Source organism: Agromyces sp. CCNWLW213 (assembly GCF_037199545.1).
In the GTDB taxonomy this organism is placed as follows: Bacteria; Actinomycetota; Actinomycetes; order Actinomycetales; family Microbacteriaceae; genus Agromyces.
Genome location: NZ_JBBBDX010000001.1, coordinates 768,662 through 784,790, shown reverse-complemented (window position 1 = coordinate 784,790; position 16,129 = coordinate 768,662). Strand labels below are relative to the sequence as shown.

15 protein-coding genes are annotated in these 16,129 nt (G+C 73.0%); 9 read left to right on the top strand and 6 right to left on the bottom strand.

What is annotated here, in order from left to right:
- Positions 1-56: 56 nt before the first annotated feature.
- Positions 57-689: a cyclodeaminase/cyclohydrolase family protein gene (locus WBQ80_RS03710; protein ID WP_336571248.1), complete on the top strand. Its 633-nt coding sequence runs from the start codon at positions 57-59 to the stop codon at positions 687-689.
- 52 nt (positions 690-741) lie between these two features.
- Positions 742-1,575: a carbon-nitrogen hydrolase family protein gene (locus tag WBQ80_RS03705; protein ID WP_336571247.1), complete on the top strand. Its 834-nt coding sequence runs from the start codon at positions 742-744 to the stop codon at positions 1,573-1,575.
- On the opposite strand, the gene WBQ80_RS03700 is transcribed toward WBQ80_RS03705, so the two are convergent.
- Positions 1,538-2,776 carry an aminotransferase class I/II-fold pyridoxal phosphate-dependent enzyme gene (locus WBQ80_RS03700; protein ID WP_336571245.1) on the bottom strand — a complete coding sequence of 413 codons (1,239 nt, stop codon included), beginning with the start codon at positions 2,774-2,776 and terminating at the stop codon, positions 1,538-1,540. The two genes, WBQ80_RS03705 and WBQ80_RS03700, sit on opposite strands and share 38 nt — an antisense overlap.
- 145 nt (positions 2,777-2,921) lie before the next feature.
- Between WBQ80_RS03700 and WBQ80_RS03695 the strand changes: the two genes are divergently transcribed.
- The 5 genes from WBQ80_RS03695 (at position 2,922) to WBQ80_RS03675 (ending at position 8,811) form a co-directional block, all read left to right on the top strand.
- Positions 2,922-4,595 (top strand): S1C family serine protease, encoded by a 1,674-nt coding sequence (locus WBQ80_RS03695; RefSeq protein ID WP_336571243.1) that lies wholly within the window; start codon positions 2,922-2,924, stop codon positions 4,593-4,595.
- A 122-nt stretch (positions 4,596-4,717) separates the two neighbouring features.
- Positions 4,718-5,773, top strand: a complete 1,056-nt coding sequence (locus tag WBQ80_RS03690; RefSeq protein WP_336571242.1) for a glycosyltransferase family 2 protein — start codon at positions 4,718-4,720, stop codon at positions 5,771-5,773.
- A gap of 2 nt (positions 5,774-5,775) precedes the next feature.
- Positions 5,776-6,588: a CDP-alcohol phosphatidyltransferase family protein gene (locus WBQ80_RS03685; protein WP_336571241.1), complete on the top strand. Its 813-nt coding sequence runs from the start codon at positions 5,776-5,778 to the stop codon at positions 6,586-6,588.
- Positions 6,575-7,477, top strand: a complete 903-nt coding sequence (locus tag WBQ80_RS03680) for a glycosyltransferase family 2 protein (RefSeq protein ID WP_336571240.1) — start codon at positions 6,575-6,577, stop codon at positions 7,475-7,477. The genes WBQ80_RS03685 and WBQ80_RS03680 overlap by 14 nt, the downstream gene beginning before the upstream one ends.
- Positions 7,478-7,506: 29 nt before the next feature.
- Positions 7,507-8,811 (top strand): hypothetical protein, encoded by a 1,305-nt coding sequence (locus tag WBQ80_RS03675; RefSeq protein ID WP_336571239.1) that lies wholly within the window; start codon positions 7,507-7,509, stop codon positions 8,809-8,811.
- Positions 8,812-8,848: 37 nt separating this feature from the next.
- On the opposite strand, the gene WBQ80_RS03670 is transcribed toward WBQ80_RS03675, so the two are convergent.
- The 5 genes from WBQ80_RS03670 to WBQ80_RS03650 form a co-directional block, all read right to left on the bottom strand.
- On the bottom strand, positions 8,849-9,775 hold the full coding sequence (locus tag WBQ80_RS03670; protein WP_336571238.1) for a hypothetical protein: 927 nt from the start codon (positions 9,773-9,775) through the stop codon (positions 8,849-8,851).
- 65 nt (positions 9,776-9,840) lie between these two features.
- Complete coding sequence (locus WBQ80_RS03665) at positions 9,841-10,581, bottom strand: ABC transporter ATP-binding protein (protein WP_336571237.1); 741 nt, start codon at positions 10,579-10,581, stop codon at positions 9,841-9,843.
- A complete protein-coding gene (locus WBQ80_RS03660; RefSeq protein WP_336571235.1) occupies positions 10,581-11,378 on the bottom strand; it encodes an ABC transporter permease in 798 nt (265 codons plus the stop codon). The genes WBQ80_RS03665 and WBQ80_RS03660 overlap by 1 nt, the downstream gene beginning before the upstream one ends.
- Before the next feature lie 115 nt (positions 11,379-11,493).
- A complete protein-coding gene (locus WBQ80_RS03655; protein ID WP_336571234.1) occupies positions 11,494-12,186 on the bottom strand; it encodes a phosphocholine cytidylyltransferase family protein in 693 nt (230 codons plus the stop codon).
- A 104-nt stretch (positions 12,187-12,290) separates the two neighbouring features.
- Entirely contained in the window at positions 12,291-13,109 is an 819-nt protein-coding gene (locus WBQ80_RS03650) for a hypothetical protein (RefSeq protein WP_337282461.1), read from the bottom strand.
- Positions 13,110-13,500: 391 nt separating this feature from the next.
- Here WBQ80_RS03650 and WBQ80_RS03645 point away from each other — a divergent pair, with 391 nt between their 5' ends.
- Positions 13,501-14,562, top strand: coding sequence for an ABC transporter ATP-binding protein (locus tag WBQ80_RS03645; RefSeq protein ID WP_336571304.1), 1,062 nt, complete (start codon positions 13,501-13,503; stop codon positions 14,560-14,562).
- Positions 14,538-16,112 carry a hypothetical protein gene (locus WBQ80_RS03640; RefSeq protein ID WP_336571230.1) on the top strand — a complete coding sequence of 525 codons (1,575 nt, stop codon included), beginning with the start codon at positions 14,538-14,540 and terminating at the stop codon, positions 16,110-16,112. Before WBQ80_RS03645 ends, WBQ80_RS03640 begins: the two co-directional genes overlap by 25 nt.
- The last annotated feature ends 17 nt before the right edge of the window (positions 16,113-16,129 follow it).

Genomic DNA, 16,129 nt, shown 5'->3' with positions numbered 1-16,129 from the left:
GACGTCGATGAAAGATGGGCCGCCGGATGACGCGTCGAGCGGCCTACCCTCGACTCATGGAGCGCAGACTGACGGCCGACGAGCCGATCTCGGAGTGGTTGCACGCCCTGGCGTCCACCGGCGCCAACCCGGGCGGCGGGGCCGCTGCCGCCCTGATGGCGGGGATGGCCGCTGCGCTCGTCGAGATGGTCGTCGCGCACCGGAGATCCCATGCGTCGCCCGAGGAGGAGATCCGGCGGCGATGCCTCGAGGCCTTCTCGGCGGCGATGCGCGAGACCGCCCCCGAGATGGCGGATCAGGACACCGTCGCCTCCTCGGGCTTCGCCGCCGCGAATCGACGCGACGACGCGGCGGACCGTTCGGCGGCCATGCGCGAGGCGGGCCTCGCGGCCGCCGAGTCGTCCGTGTCGGTCGGGCGGTTCGCCGCGACCCTGGTGCCGGTCCTCCGGGAACTCGTCGACGACACGAGCACCCTGCTGCTGGCCGACGTCGGCACGGCGGCCGCGACCCTGGCCGCGAGCACGCGGGCAGCCGCATTGAACGTCGGCACCGACCTGAGGATCGCGGGAGACGCGGGGTCGGAGCGCTCGGACCTCCTCCGCGCCCTCGACGAGCTGGAGACGACGACCGGCGAGCTCGAGGCGATCGTCGATCGAGTCCGCGACCGCGTCACCCCTCGCGGTGCCTGACGGCACGGGCGGCCGCTGACCCGCAGGACCCGCCCCGTCCTAGGCTGGGGGCATGCAGACGGATGCCGCGGGCTTCGCGCTCGCCGTGGCCCAGTTCGCCCCCGGGGACGACGCCGACGCGAACCTCGCCGAGATCGCCCGCCTCGCCGAGCTCGCCGTGCACCGCGGGGCGCGGCTCATCGTCTTCCCCGAGTACTCCAGCTGGTTCACGGCCACGCCGTCGGCCGAATGGCTCGACGCCGCGCAGCCCCTCGACGGCCCGTTCGCGACGGCGCTCGCCGAACTCGCCGACCGGTTGGACGCGCACCTCGTCGCCGGGATGATCGAGCGCCTCGACGGACAGCGCCGCGTCGCGAACACGGTGATCGCCGTCGCACCGGGCGCGGGCGTCGTCGCGCGCTATCGCAAGCTGCACCTGTACGACGCGTTCGGGCAGCGCGAATCGGAATGGGTCGCACCGGGCGAGGTCTCCCCACCCGAGCTGTTCGAGGCGGGCGGCCTCCGGTTCGGGCTGCAGACCTGCTACGACGCGAGATTCCCCGAGGTGTCCCGCCGCATCGTCGACGCGGGCGCGGACGTGATCTGCATGCCGGCCGAATGGGTGCGCGGCCCGCTCAAGGAGTCGCACTGGCGCACGCTCACCACCGCCCGGGCGCTCGAGAACACGATCTACGTTGCCGCTGCCGACCACGCCCCGCCCGTCGGCGCCGGCAACAGCATGGTCGTCGACCCGATGGGCGTCGAGGTCGCGACGATCGGCGAGCAGACGGATGTCGCCGTCGCCTGGCTCACGCGCGAGCGGATCGAGTCGGTGCGTCGGCTCAATCCGGCCCTCAGGCTGCGCCGGTTCACGGTCGCCGAGCGCCCCCGGCACGGCGGGGACTGAGCGCCGCGAGTCGGGCCGAGGCGTCCTCGAGGACCTCTCGGCGCTTGCAGAACGCGAAGCGCACGAGGGTCCGCACCGCGTCGCGGCGGTCGGGGTGCACGAACGCGGTGACGGGAACGCCGACGACGCCGGCGCGGTGCGGCAGTTCGCGGCAGAACGCCGCCGCGTCCGCCTCGCCGAGGGCCGCGGCATCCGCGACGACGAAGTAGCCGGACTGCGGCACCGACGTCGTGAACCCCGCGGCATCGAGCCCCGCGACGAGCACATCGCGCCGCGCGGCGAGGGACGCCGCGGCATCCGCGAAGAAGCGGTCGGGCAGGTCGAGTCCCGCGGCGATCGCGGGCTGGAACGGCGCGCCGTTGACGAAGGTGAGGTACTGCTTCACGGCGAGCGCCGCCGTGACGAGGTCGGCGGGCCCGGTGAGCCAGCCGATCTTCCACCCGGTGGTGTTGAAGGTCTTGCCGCCCGACGAGATGGTCACCGTGCGCTCCCATGCGCCGGGCAGCGTCGCGATCGGGAGGTGGACGCCGTCGAAGACGAGGTGCTCGTACACCTCGTCGGTCACGATCAGCGCGTCGTGCCGGTGCGCGAGCTCGACGACGAGCTCGAGGGTCGCGCGGTCGAGCACGGCGCCGGTCGGGTTGTGGGGCGAGTTGACCAGGATGACGCGGGTGCGGTCGGACACCGCGGCGCGGAGCTCGTCGTGGTCGGGACGCCAGTCCGGGAACCGCAGCGGGACGGTGCGGTGGACGCCGCCGGCGCGGGCGACGAGCGCCGCGTAGGCGTCGTACGAGGGCTCGAAGGAGACCACCTCGTCGCCGGTGTCGACGAACGCCAGGATCGTGGCCGCGAGCGCCTCGGTCGCGCCGGCGGTGACGAGCACCTCGCGGGCCGGGTCGACCCCGAGGTCGTACCAGCGCCGCTGGTGCCGCGCGATCGCCTCGCGTAGCACCGGCATGCCCGCTCCGGGCGGGTACTGGTTGAGGCCCGAGGCGATCGCGTCGCGCGCGGCCTCGAGCACCTCGCTCGGGCCGTCCTCGTCGGGGAAGCCCTGCCCCAGGTTCACGGCGCCGGTGGCGAGCGCGAGCGCGCTCATCTCGGCGAACACGGTCGGCGCGACGGTGCCGTCGGAGGCGAGGAGCCCCGCGCCGGCCGCCGTGCGCTGCCACGGCAGGAGGTGGGGGGCTCCGGTGTCGTCCACGCTCACACCGTACGTCACGGTGCGGCCGATACGCTTGCCGATGCGTCCGGGCGGTTCCCGGTGCCGGCACAGCCGAGTCATAGGAATCGCAGAAGCCCCGCACAGATCCACGGGCGATGCTGGCTTTCGCTGAAGGGAGCGACACATGACCGACACCACCCCCGGCGGGCACGAGCACCACCCCGAGCCCCGCCCCCAGGACGAGCCGCAGGCGCCCGCCGCGGGCACCCCGCAGGCGTCCGAAGCTCCTCGTGCGACGGCCCAGCCCGCCGAGCCCGCCGAGCCCGCCGAGCCCGCCGTGCCGACCGCGCCCGCCGCGATGGAGGCGGACTCCGCGCCGCGTCCGACCGGTACCGTCTACACGCCCGGTCAGGCACCGCAGCCGTACGTCGCGCCGCAGTACCGTCACGAACCGGCCACGGCGCCGGCTCCCGGCGCGACCGCCCCGACGACGCCGCTCACGGCCGCCGCCGCGGGAGCCGCTGCCGCGAGCGCCGCGCACCCTGCGCCGATCGCGGGGCGGACGGATGACGGCGGCGGATCGGTGCCCCCGGCCTTCGGCGGCCCCGCGCCCGCGGCATCCGCTTCGCCCCAAGGACCGCAGAAGCGTCGCGCCGGCTTCGGCGTGGCGGCCGCGGTCGTCGCGGCAGCCCTCATCGGCGGCGCCTCCGGCGCCGGGATCACCGCGCTCATGACGAACGACGGCGACGAGACGGTGCTCGAGTCCACCTCGGGCGAGCGGATCGTCATCAACGACACCGAGTCCGTCAACCAGATCTCGGCGGTCGCCGCCTCCGCGAGCCCGAGCGTCGTCACGATCGCCGTGTCCGGCGGACAGGGCCAGGGCACCGGATCCGGCGTCGTCCTCTCCGAGGACGGCTACGTGCTCACCAACACCCACGTGGTGACGCTCGACGGTGCGACGGGCGACCCGAGCATCCAGGTCCGGACCGACGACGGCCGCCTGTACTCGGCCGAGCTCATCGGGACCGATCCGCTGAGCGACCTCGCGGTCATCAAGCTCGTCGACGCCTCGGGCCTCCAGGCCATCGAGTTCGCGGACTCCGACGAGCTCAACGTGGGCGACACGGCGATCGCGATCGGCGCCCCGCTCGGGCTCTCCGGCACCGTGACGAACGGCATCGTGAGCGCGCTGAACCGCAGCATCGACGTGCAGTCCGCCGCGGCGCCCGAGACGCCCGACGACGGCAGCGGCGAGGACGGCGGCGAGGGCGAGGGCGAGGGCGAGAGCCCGTTCGACTTCTGGAACTTCGACGTCCCCGGCCAGGAGGGCGGCCAGTCGCAGGGCAGCGGCCTCATCTCGATCCCGGTCATCCAGACGGATGCCGCGATCAACCCGGGCAACTCCGGTGGCGCGCTCCTCGACTCCGAGGGCCGGCTCATCGGCGTCAACGTCGCGATCCTGTCGGCGGGCGGCGCATCGGGCGAGGCCGGCAACATCGGCGTCGGCTTCGCCGTGCCCGCCAACCTCGCGCAGCGCGTCGCGAACGAGATCATCGAGGACGGGGCGGCCACGCACGGCCTCCTCGGCGCGACGGTCACCTCCGCGCAGGCCGCCGGCGAGGGCTCGACGGTCGGTGCGCTGATCTCCGAGGTGAGCCCCGGCGGAGCCGCCGAGTCCGCGGGCCTGGAGTCCGGCGACGTGGTCACCGCGCTGAACGGCATCCCGATCACCGACCAGACCGACCTCACCGCTCAGGTGCGCGCACTGCCCGGCGGCGCCGAGGCCGAGGTGACCTACACGCGCGACGGCGAGTCCCGCACGGTCGACGTGACGCTCGGCACCTTCGAGGGCTGACCTCGGCGGCGTGTCGCCCTTCCCGACGGGGGCCGGACCGGCATGGTCCGGCCCCCGTCGCGTCGCGGTGGGCGGAGCCCCCTGCTGCTAGGCTCGATCGACCCTGTGCACGAGTGAGGACCATGCCCGAGCAGCACCATCCGGCGGAGCTGTCGCCGCCGATCGGCGTCTCCTATGTCATGCCCGTGTTGAACGACGCGTCCCACGTGCGCGCGGCCGTCTCGTCGATCCTCGCGCAGGAGTACGACGGTCCCGTCGAGGTGCTCATCGCGCTCGGGCCGTCGATCGACGGCACGAACGAGCTCGTCGCCGACCTCGCGGCGAGCGACGCGCGCGTGCGCGTGCTCGAGAACGCCGTCGGGTCGACTCCGGCGGGGCTGAACATCGGCATCCGCGCGGCGGTGCACCCCGTCGTCGTCCGCGTCGACTCGCATTCGATGCTGCCGACCGACTACACGCGCGTCGCGGTCGAGGCGCTCGTGCGCACCGGCGCCGACAACGTCGGAGGCGTGATGGACGCACGCGGCGAGACCGCCTTCGAGCGCGCGGTGGCGCTCGCCTACACGACCCCGGTCGGCCTCGGCGGCGGCGCCTTCCACGTCGGCGGCGAGGAGGGCCCGGCCGACACGGTCTACCTCGGCGTCTTCCGGCGCAGCGCGCTGGAGCGCGTGGGCCTCTTCGACGAGAGCATCAAGCGCGGGCAGGACTGGGAGCTCAACCGGCGGCTGCGCGACACGGGCGGCACCGTCTGGTTCACCCCGAAGCTCGCCGTCACGTACCGCCCGCGCTCGAGCGTCGAACGGCTCGCGCGCCAGATGCTCTCCACGGGCCTGTGGCGGGGCGAGCTCGCCCGCCGGTTCCCCGGCGACAACGGCATCCGCTACTTCGTGCCGCCCCTCATGGTCGTGGGCGTGGCGGTCGGCATCCTCCTCGGCGTCGTCGGGCTCGTGCAGCTCGCGATCGGCGCGACGCCGTGGCTGCTCGCCGGGTTCGCCGCACCGGCGGTGTACCTGCTCTTCGTCCTCGTCGCGGCGCTCGTGTACGCTCGCGGGCGCGGCTCGGCCGTGTTCGGCTGGTTCCTCGTGGTGCTGCCGTGCATCCACGTCGCGTGGGGGACCGGCTTCGTGCTCGGCTACCTCTCGCTCACGAGCAACATCGCGAGCCACACGGGAAGGTGAGCATGACGGAGACCACGCCCGGTCGCGGACGGCCGACGAGCATCGCCGAGCTCCGTGCTGTGACGCAGCCGCCCGAGGTGCGCAACCGCCGGAACGCCGAGCACTGGACCGCGTCGCTCTACCTGCGCGACCTCTCGCCGTACCTCACGTGGCTGCTGCTGCGCACGCGCATCTCCGCGAACGGGGTCACCGGGCTCATGATCCTCGTCGGGTGGTCGACCGCGGCGGCGCTGCTGATCCCCGGCGTGTGGGGGGCCCTCCTCGCGGTGGTCCTGGGGCAGTTGCAGATGCTCGTCGACTGCTGCGACGGCGAGGTCGCCCGCTGGCGCGGCACGCGGTCGCCCGCGGGCGTGTTCCTCGACAAGGTCGGCCACTACTCGACCGAGGCGCTCATCCCCATCGCGCTCGGCATCCGCGCCGCCGCGTACCCGCTCGAGTTCCCCGCCGATTTCCTGTGGACCACCGTCGGTGCGCTCCTCGCGCTCGTGATCGTGCTCAACAAGGCGCTCAACGACATGGTCCACGTCGCGCGCGCGCACGCGGGACTGCCCAAGCTCGCCGACACGCACGGCGAGACCGCCCCCCGCGGCGGGCTCATCGCCAAGCTCCGCCGAGTCGCCCGATTCCTCCCGTTCCACCGCCTGTACCACTCGGTCGAGCTGACGCTCATCGCGTTCGCCGCGGCCCTCGTCGGTCTCGTCGCGGGTCAGCCCGAGGTCGACCGCATCGTGGTGCTCGCGCTGCTGCCGCTCGCGACGCTGGCGCTCCTGGGGCATTTCGTCGCGATCATGGCGTCACGCCGTGTCCGGGCCTGACCGCACCACGCCGGTGACCCGCGTCGGCGTCGTCGTGCTCACCCAGGGCCGGCGGCCCGTCGAGCTCGCGCGCGGCATCCGGAGCGTGCTCGACCAGACCGACGTCGCGGTCGACGTGGTGTGCGTCGGCAACGGCTGGGATCCGGCCACCGCCGACCCGCCGCTGCCGCCCGAGGTGCGCACGCTGCACCTGCCCGAGAACCTCGGCATCCCGGCGGGACGCAACCGGGGGGTTCCGCAGGTCGAGGGCGAGGTCCTGTTCTTCCTGGACGACGACGCCTTCCTCCCGAGTCCGTCCTTCCTCGCCGACGGATGCCGCCTGCTCGCCTCGCAGCCCGACCTCGGTCTCGTGCAGCCGCGCGTGGTCGACCCCACCGGCCGGACCGCCCCGCGGCGCTGGATCCCGCGGATCCGCAAGGGCGATCCGGCGCACTCGAGCGAGGTCTTCTCGTGCTGGGAGGGCGCCGTGCTCATGCCGCGCGACGCCTTCGACGCGACGGGCGGGTGGGCCGACCCCTTCTTCTACGCGCACGAGGGCATCGAGCTCGCGTGGCGGGTCTGGGACTCCGGGCGACGGGCCTGGTATGCGGGCGACCTCGAGGCCGCGCATCCGGTCATCGATCCCGCTCGGCATGCCTACTACTACCGGCTGAACGCCCGCAACCGGGTGTGGCTCGCCCGCCGCAACCTGCCCGCGGTGCTCGTGCCCCTCTACGTCGCCTCGTGGACGGCGATCCAGGTGCTGCGCTGGGCGCGGGATCCGAAGGCCCTCACGGCATGGTTCGCCGGCTGGCGGGCGGGATGGCGCGAGGACCCGGGGGAGCGGCGACCGATGTCCTGGCAGACGGTGTGGCGGATGACTCGGGCCGGGCGGCCGCCGGTCGTCTGAGGGTCCGGCCCGGCGGCTACCCTTGGACGGTGGGTTTGAGGACTGATGCGCGCCGTGCCGTGAAGCTCGTCCAGAACGTGGTGCGCTCGCGCCGCGCACAGCGACGACTGAGCCGGGAGCTCGCCGCCCGCCCGCCGCTCGAACCGCACCGGTACCGCATCGGCGTCTACTTCGCCGATGGCAAGGTCAACCTCTACCAGCTCCGGCAGTGGTACCGGCCGCTCGCCCGGCTGGCCGAGGTCCACCCGGTGGTCATCCTCAGCCGCGCCTCGGGCGCCGCGCTGCAGCTGCTCGAGGAGTCGCCGCTCCCCGTCGCGTACGTGCGCCGGGTCGCCGACCTCGAGCAGGTCATCCACGACCAGGACCTGCACCTCGTGTTCTACGTCAACCAGAACGCGAAGAACTTCCAGATGATGCGCTACGGACGCCGCTGGCACGTGTTCATCAACCACGGCGAATCCGACAAGATGTACATGACGACGAACCAGTTCAAGGCGTACGACTACGCCCTGATCGCGGGCGACGCGGCCAGGGCCCGGCTCGAGAAGGTCCTCTGGGACTACGACTTCGACAAGCGCGCCATCCCGATCGGCCGCCCGCAGGCCGACCACTACCTCGACGGCTCGCCCCTCCCGTACACGCCCGACGACCGCGAGGTGGTGCTCTACGCACCGACGTGGGAGGGCGACCGCGGCGCGGCCGCGTACGGCTCGGTCGTCTCGCACGGCGTCGCGCTCGTGACGAGCCTGCTCGCGAGCGGTCGGCACCGCGTGATCTACCGGCCCCACCCGCGGTCCGGCGTGGTCGACCACGAGTACGGCGCCGCCAACCGGGCGATCATCGAGGCGATCGCGTCCGCGAACGCGGCCGATCCGTCCGCCCGGCACGTCTACGACGACGGGCCCTCCCTCGGCTGGCAGCTGGCGGCGGCGGAGGTCGCGATCGTCGACATCTCCGCAATGGTCTACGACCGGCTCGCCGCGGGCAGGCCCCTGCTCGTCACGCGCCCGGTGCATCCCGAGGCGCAGATCGACACCGGCGGCTACCTCTCGGCGTGCGAGTGGCTCGACGCGGCCGACGGCGCAGCGATGGCGGCGCGGGTCGACGAGGTCGCCCACGACGAGGCGGCCCTCGAGCGGCTGGGCTTCTGGGTCGAGCGGTACTTCGGCGACACCACGCCGGGCTCGACCACGGCGCGATTCCACGCGGCCGTCGACCACCTCATGGCCGAGTGGGAGCGCTTCGCGGCACTCCACGCCGACGACCCGGAGATCGAGGAGCACGACGCCGAGGGCGAGGTCGCCGACAATTCCGACGACATCGACGTCGACTAGCCCCTCCGGCGCGAGGCGAACCCGACCTTCGCCGGCGTCAGCGTCGTCGACGCGTGAGCGCCCGCCCGGCAGAGCGGATGCCGCGGCTCGTGGCTCCGGCGAGGACCGCGCCGATGGTGCCGCCGCGTCGCGCCGCGCGCGCGACCCCGGACTCGCCCGCGTCGCGCGGCTCGAGCTCGACCGGCAGCAGGGCGGGTGCGGCGCCGAATGCGAGGCGCGCCTGCTGGAGCACCCGGCGGCCGAGCACGTGGTTGCCCGCACCGCCGATCGCGGCGCCGATCCCGAACGGGATCGCGCGGCCGATGATGCCCGCACCGCCGCGCAGTGCGAACTGCTTGATGAACTTCCGGCGCAGTCCGTCGACGACCTGGCCGACGACGGCCTTGGGCAGGCTGCTCGTGATGATCTCGCCCCAGTACGCGTCGCGGCTCACGCCCTGGCCGGTGGCGCGCGCGGCGAACTGCTGCACGAGGTCCACGCCCTCGCGGCCCATCATGAGGGTCATCACGAGCGCGCGAGCGCGATCCGGGTTCTCGACGTGCAGCCCGTGCACCTCGGCGACCGACTGGGCGAACAGCGCGGTCGCCTCGAGGAACGCGGCGGTCTCGACGCCCGACAGCGCCAGCGTCACGCCCGTCCCGATGCCGGGGACCACGGCCGTCGCACCGACGGCCGCGCCGCCCGTGGTCACCGCGGTCAGGTAGCGACGCTCGAGGATGCGCACGATCTCGTCGGGGGTCGCATGGGGATGGTGACGGCGGACGGCCCGCAGGTGCGCGAGCACGACGGGACGCTGGATCGAGAGGAGCCGGTCGAGGCCGCGTTCGAGGCCCTCGGCGCGATTCGCGGCATCCGGCCCCGGTGCGCCCGCGGCGGCGGCGGGCGGCCCTTCGGGCGTGCCCGGCGCCGACTCGTGGGGTGCGCCGGAACCCATCGACGTGATGCGGTGCACTCGGTCGGACATGGCTGGAATCCTAGGACGCGCACGTGGGAAGCCGCCTGCAGGATCGCGGGGCTTGACGGAGTCGCTCAGCGTGTGCCGTAGTCGGCGTTGTACCGGTCGATGACCTCGTCGATGCCAGCGTCGAGCACCAGCCGGCCCTTGTCGAGGTAGAGCCCGCGCGTGCAGAAGCGGCGCAGATCGCGCTCGTTGTGCGAGACGAAGAAGAGGGTGCGCCCGCCCTCGAGCATCTCCTCGATGCGCCGGTAGCACTTCTCGCGGAACGCCTTGTCGCCGACGGCGAGCACCTCGTCGACCAGGAGGATCGGCTCGTCGAGCTGCGAGACCACCGCGAACGCCACGCGGACCTTCATGCCGCTCGACAGGTGCTTGTAGGGCGTGTCGAGGAAGTCGCCGATCTCGGCGAACCCGATGATCCCGTCGAACTTCGCGTCGATCTGAGCGCGGGTCATGCCGTGCAGCCCGGCGGTCAGGTAGACGTTGTCGCGGACCGTGAGGTCGTCGACGAAGCCGCCCGTGATCTCGATGAGCGGAGCGACGCCGCCGTTGACCGTCACCGCACCCTCGTCGGGGATCAGCACCCCCGCGACGAGCTTCAGGAGCGTCGACTTGCCCTGGCCGTTGCGGCCCACCACGCCGATCGCCTCGCCGGGCCGGACGTGGACGGTGACGTCGCGGAGGGCCCAGAACTCGTCCGGGCGGATGCGCCGGCGCGTGCGCGAGAAGAGGTCCTTGAACGTGCGGCGGCCCCGGCGATTGCGTCGGAAGCGGATGCCGAGGTCGTCGGTGCGGATGGCGGCCTCGGTCATCAGATCTCCTTCAGGACCTGGCGCTCGGCGCCGCGGAAGACCCAGAGGCCCACCGCGAGGAACCCTGCGGACATCGCTGCCGCCACCCCGACGGCGAACCAGTCGAGCTCGCCCGGGAAGAATCCGGCGCGGTACAGGCTGAAGATGCCGGTCAGCGGGTTGAAGGCGGCCCAGAAGTGGAGTTCCTCGGGGAGGTTCGTGGTGCCGTAGATGATGGGCGAGGCGTAGAAGAGGAACCGGAGCACGAGCTTCGCGGCGCGCTCGAGGTCGCGGAAGAAGACGACCAGCGGGGCGATGACGAGGCCGATGCCCGCGGTGAGCGCGGCCTGCAGGACCACCGCGAGCGGGAAGAAGACGAGCTCCGCGTTCACCTGCGCGCCCGCGAGTAGTGCGAACAGGGCCAGCACGGGCAGCGCGAGCACGAACTCGATGCCCTTGGAGAGCACGATGCGGTTCACCCAGATGGTCCGCGGAAGCTTGGTCGACCGCACGAGCTTGGCGTCCTTCAGGAACGCGCGCGTGGAGTCGGAGATCGCGCCGTTGAACCACATCCACGGCAGCAGCGCGACGAGCAGGAACACGATGTACGGGTCGGTTCCCAGCGGGCGCTGGAAGACCTGCGTGAACACGAACCAGTAGATCGCGGCCATCAGCAGCGGGTCGAGGATCGACCAGAGGTAGCCGAGCGCCGACGTCGTGTAGCGCACCTTCAGGTCGCGCGTGGTGAGCAGCCAGAGCGAGTGACGGTACTCCGACCAGCGCGTCCGCGAGAACGGATGCGAGTCGGCGTAGCTCATGGCTCTCATCGTAGATGCCCCGCGCACGGCTCCCGAACCGGCGTGGCCGGGCCCCGGCATGCGAGAAGCGGATGCCACGAGGCATCCGCTTCTCACGCTGTGGGTGGTGCGCAGGTCACACGAAGTGGTTGGCCCGCTCGAGGTCTTCGGCGAAGTCGATCTCGACCGCGTAGAGGTCGGAGACGTCCATCGGCTCGACGAGCATGCCGTTCTGCTCGATCGCGAGCTCGATGCCGCGCTCGAAGTAGTCCTGGGCGCCGACGCGCTGCAGGTGCGCGAGCAGGGTCGACTTGTCGCGGCTCGAGACGTAGTTGATCCCGACGGCCTCGCCGAGCCCGCCCTTGACCGTCTTCGAGAGCTCCTTGATGTAGCCCTCGGCGCTCGTGGTGTACTTGACCTCTTCGTCGGACACCTTGGCGGTGTTGACGGTCACGAACGACTGATCGCGCGCGATGAACGGCAGCGCGCGGTCGAGGATGCGCGGGTCGAAGACGACGTCGCCGTTCATCCAGAGGACGCCGCCCGCCTGCGACGCCTGCAGGGCGCGCATGAGCGACTTCGACGTGTTCGTCTGGTCGTACTCCTCGTTGTACACGAAGGACGCCTGCGGGAACGCCTCGATGATGTGCTCGAGCTTGTAGCCGACGACGATGGTGACCGCGGCATTGCGCCCGAAGGCGTGCTCGATGTTGTCGAACTGCTGGCGCATGATCGTGCGGCCGTCGCTGAGCTCGGTGAGCGGCTTGGGGAGGGTTCGCCCGAGCCGGCTCCCCATGCCGGCTGCGAGGATCACGATCTGGGTGGTCACTGCATCTCCTTCATCGGTCGGATGAGGCGACGCGCCCGTTCCACGACGAGTTCGCCGGGAGTTCATCCGGAAGTTGTTGGGTGGACACGCCGTTATGCCGACCTTCAGGATACCGGTTCGGGTTCGCCGAACCCTACCCCTCGCCCACGTCGTGAAGGTTTCGTGACCTGACCTCCAGCAGTCGCACAGTTTCCTGCCCCGCAACCCGGCGCGGCGTGCAGGGGATTCAGAGGACGGGCGGGAGCGAGTTGGTAGGTTGTCGTGGTGACTTCCGTTTCGCGATCAGGCCCTGACGACGAGACTCCCGAAGGCACCGGCACGGGGGTGTCCGCCGATCGGGGGTCGTCCGTCGCGTCCGGCGCCGGGGACCCCGGCGAGAGCCCGGCGCGGCCGGTGAAGGCGAAGCCCGCCGCAAAGCCCAGGTCGGCGTCCGCGCGTTCGGGCGCGACGCGAGCCGGGTCGGGGGCGGCGGCCGGGTCGTCTGCGCGATCGAAGGCGACCGCGTCGTCGAAGCGGGCCGATGCCGCGACGCCCGATGCGGCCGGGTCGTCGACGGATGCCGCGCCCGCGGCCGCGTCACCGAAGCCCGTGCGCAAGCCTGCCGCGAAGCGCCCCTCCACCGCGACGTCGCGCCCCGCGAAGGCCGCCCCCGCGAAGCCGGCGGCCCCCACGTCCGAGGCGCCGAGTCCCGAGGACTCGTCGGAGGCTCCGGCGGCGAAGCCCGCTGCCGCCCCGCGGAAGCCCGCCGCCCGGAAGCCGGCGGCGCGTGCGACGCCGGCCCGCGGGTCCTCCGCGGCGAGCACCGGCCGGGCCGGCCGACCCGACGAGGCATCCGACCCCGCCGGCGCCGAGACCGCCGAGCCGAGCACGGCGTCCAAGCGCAGCGCCGCGTCGCGCGCCGCTTCGTCCTCGACCGCGGCCAAGCGCACCGCCGCGGCGAAGAACGTGCGGACGCCGGCGGTCTCGCTCGCGCAGGCCAAGGAGCGGGCCGCCGACGCCCGGAAGAAGGCCGCGGCCCGACAGCGCGTCGCCGCCGCCATGACCACCGACACGACCGAGGCGGAGCGCCCGCCGCGGCGATCCGACGACCCCATCGCGCCGAGCACGGCCGAGCCGACCACGACGGCCGGGCCGGCCGCCGCGGTCGCCGCCGTCGCGGCGTCGGCATCGGTCGACACGACCGTGGCGGAGCCCGTCGAGCCCGCGGTGACCGCGCCCGTCGAGCCGGCGGCGAGCGGGCCCTCGGAGGCGTCGACCGCCGAGCCCGCGACGACGGCGGCGCCCGAGCCGGCGCCGGTGTCCGAGCCCGGCCCGGTGCCCGAACCGCAGTCGACGCCCGAACCGGAACCGGCACCGAAACCGGAGCCCGTCCCGGAACCGCAGGCGACGCCCGAGCCCGGACCGGGGTCCTCGCCGGAGCCGGTGGCCGGACCGGAACCAGCCCCGGAGCCGGGCCCCGCGACCGCGCGGGCCGACGAGCCGGTCGCCGACGGCGCCGTGCGTGCCGTGGGCGACGAGCTCGGGGTCGCCGTGATCCCGGTCGCCGCGCCGACGTCCTCGTCCCCGCAGCGGAAGAAGCGCACGCTCCGCGTCGCGCGCCCCGCACCCGGGACGGCGTCGCGCGTGCTCGCGATCGAGGGGCTCGTGAAGCGCTACGGCGACACGACCGCCGTCGACGCGATCAGCCTCGACGTGCGCGCGGGCTCCTTCTACGGCATCGTCGGGCCGAACGGCGCCGGCAAGACCACGACGCTCTCGATGGTCACCGGGCTGCTCCGTCCCGACGCGGGCACCGTGCGCATCAACGACATCGACGTGTGGAAGGATCCGCGGGCGGCCAAGCGGGCCACGGGCGTCCTCCCGGATCGCCTGCGCCTGTTCGACCGGCTCACGGGCTCCGAGCTGCTCTACTACTCCGGGTCGCTCCGCGGACTGGACCACAAGACGGTGCTCGACCGCAGCGCCGACCTCGCGGCCGCGTTCGGCCTCGAGGACGCACTCGATCGCCTCGTCGCCGACTACTCCGCGGGCATGACGAAGAAGATCGCCCTCGCGTGCGCGATGATCCACTCGCCGCGACTGCTGGTGCTCGACGAGCCGTTCGAATCGGTCGACCCCGTCTCCGCGGCGAACCTGACCGACATCCTCGAGCGCTACGTCGCTGGAGGCGGGACGGTGCTGCTCTCGAGCCACAGCATGGATCTCATCGAGCGGGTGTGCGACTCGGCCGCGATCATCGTCGGCGGCCGGGTCCTGGCATCCGGGACCCTCGACGAGGTGCGACAGGGGCAGACCCTCGAGGACCGGTTCGTCGAGCTCGCCGGCGGACGCAAGGCAGCGGAGGGGCTCGAATGGTTGCACAGTTTCTCCGACTGAAGCTGCGGCTGCTGCGGAACATCTTCCGCCGCAGCGCCTGGCAGGTCGTGGGGATCACGGTGGGCCTGGTCTACGGACTCGGCGCCGCCGTCGTGGTCTTCCTGCTGCTGGCAGGTCTCCGCGGCAGTGACGACGTGACGCTCGTGCGCGACGCGCTCGTCGTCGCCGGGTCCGCGGTCGTGGTCGGCTTCCTGCTCGTGCCGCTGATCTTCGGCGTGGACGACACCATGGACCCGCGGCGGTTCGCGCTCTTCGGGGTGCCCGACCGGACGCTCGCGCTCGGGCTCGCCGTCGCCGCCACGTTCGGCGTGCCGGCGCTCGCGCTCGCGATCGCGCTCGTCGGCACGGTCGTGACCTGGTCGCGCGGCGTGCCGGAGACCCTCCTCGCGCTCGTCTCGGCGGCGCTCGCCTTCGCGACGTGCCTGCTCGCCGCGCGGCTGACCGCGGGACTCGGCGGCCTCCTGCTCGAGACCCGGCGCGCGCGCGAAGTGGGCGGGGTGGTGGGCGTGCTGCTCGTCGTCATGGCCGCGCCCGTGCTCGTCGCGCTCTCCACCGTCGACTGGGCCGCGTCCGGGCGCCGGGCGCTCGGCGCGATCGCCGGCATCCTGTCGTGGACCCCATTGGGTGCGGCGTTCTCCGTCCCGGGCGACGCCGCGGCGGGGGAGTGGGGACCGGCCGTGCTCAAGCTCGCCGTCGCCGCCGCGACGGTGTGGCTCGCGTGGCGCGCGTGGGAGCGCCTGGTGGCCCGGATGCTCGTGACACCGGGCCGCGAGGCGGCGCCGCGGTCGTACCACGGGCTCGGATGGTTCGGCCGGATGCCGCAGGGCCCGACCGGCGCGATCGCCGCGCGCAGCATCACGTACTGGTTCCGCGACGCGCGCTACTGGGTGGCGCTGATCATGGTGCCGGTGACGCCGCTGCTCGTGGTCGTGCCGCTCGCGATCGCAGGCGTGCCGGCGACCTACCTCGGACTCATCCCGGTTCCGCTCGTCTGCCTGCTGCTCGGATGGAGCCTGCACAACGACACCGCGTACGACAGCACGGCCGTGTGGCTGCACGTCGCCTCGGGCGTGCGCGGCGTCGCGGACCGCGTGGGACGCCTCGTCCCGGTGCTGATCTCGGGCATCGTGGTGATCGGCCTCGGCAGTGCCGTGACGGTGTTCGTCCTCGACGACTGGCGCCTGCTCCCGTCGCTGCTCGGCGTGAGCACGGCACTCCTGCTGGCCGGACTGGGCATCGGGTCGATCACCTCCGCCGCCCTGCCCTATCCGGTCGTGAAGCCCGGCGACAGCCCCTTCCAGCAGCCGCAGTCGACCGGGACGGTGACGGCACTCGTGCAGTCGGTCACGATGCTCGGCACCCTGCTCGTCGCGGCGCCGGCGATGGTGTTCGCGGGTCTCGGCATCTTCCTCGACCCCGCCTGGCACGCCGCGTCGCTCGCAAGCGGCCTGGCGCTCGGCATCCTCGTGCTGGTCGTCGGCGTCCTCGTCGGCGGGCGCGTCTTCGCGCGTCGCGGCCCCGAGATCCTGCAGGCCGCCGTCCGCGCCTGAGCGCGGCGTAGAATCGA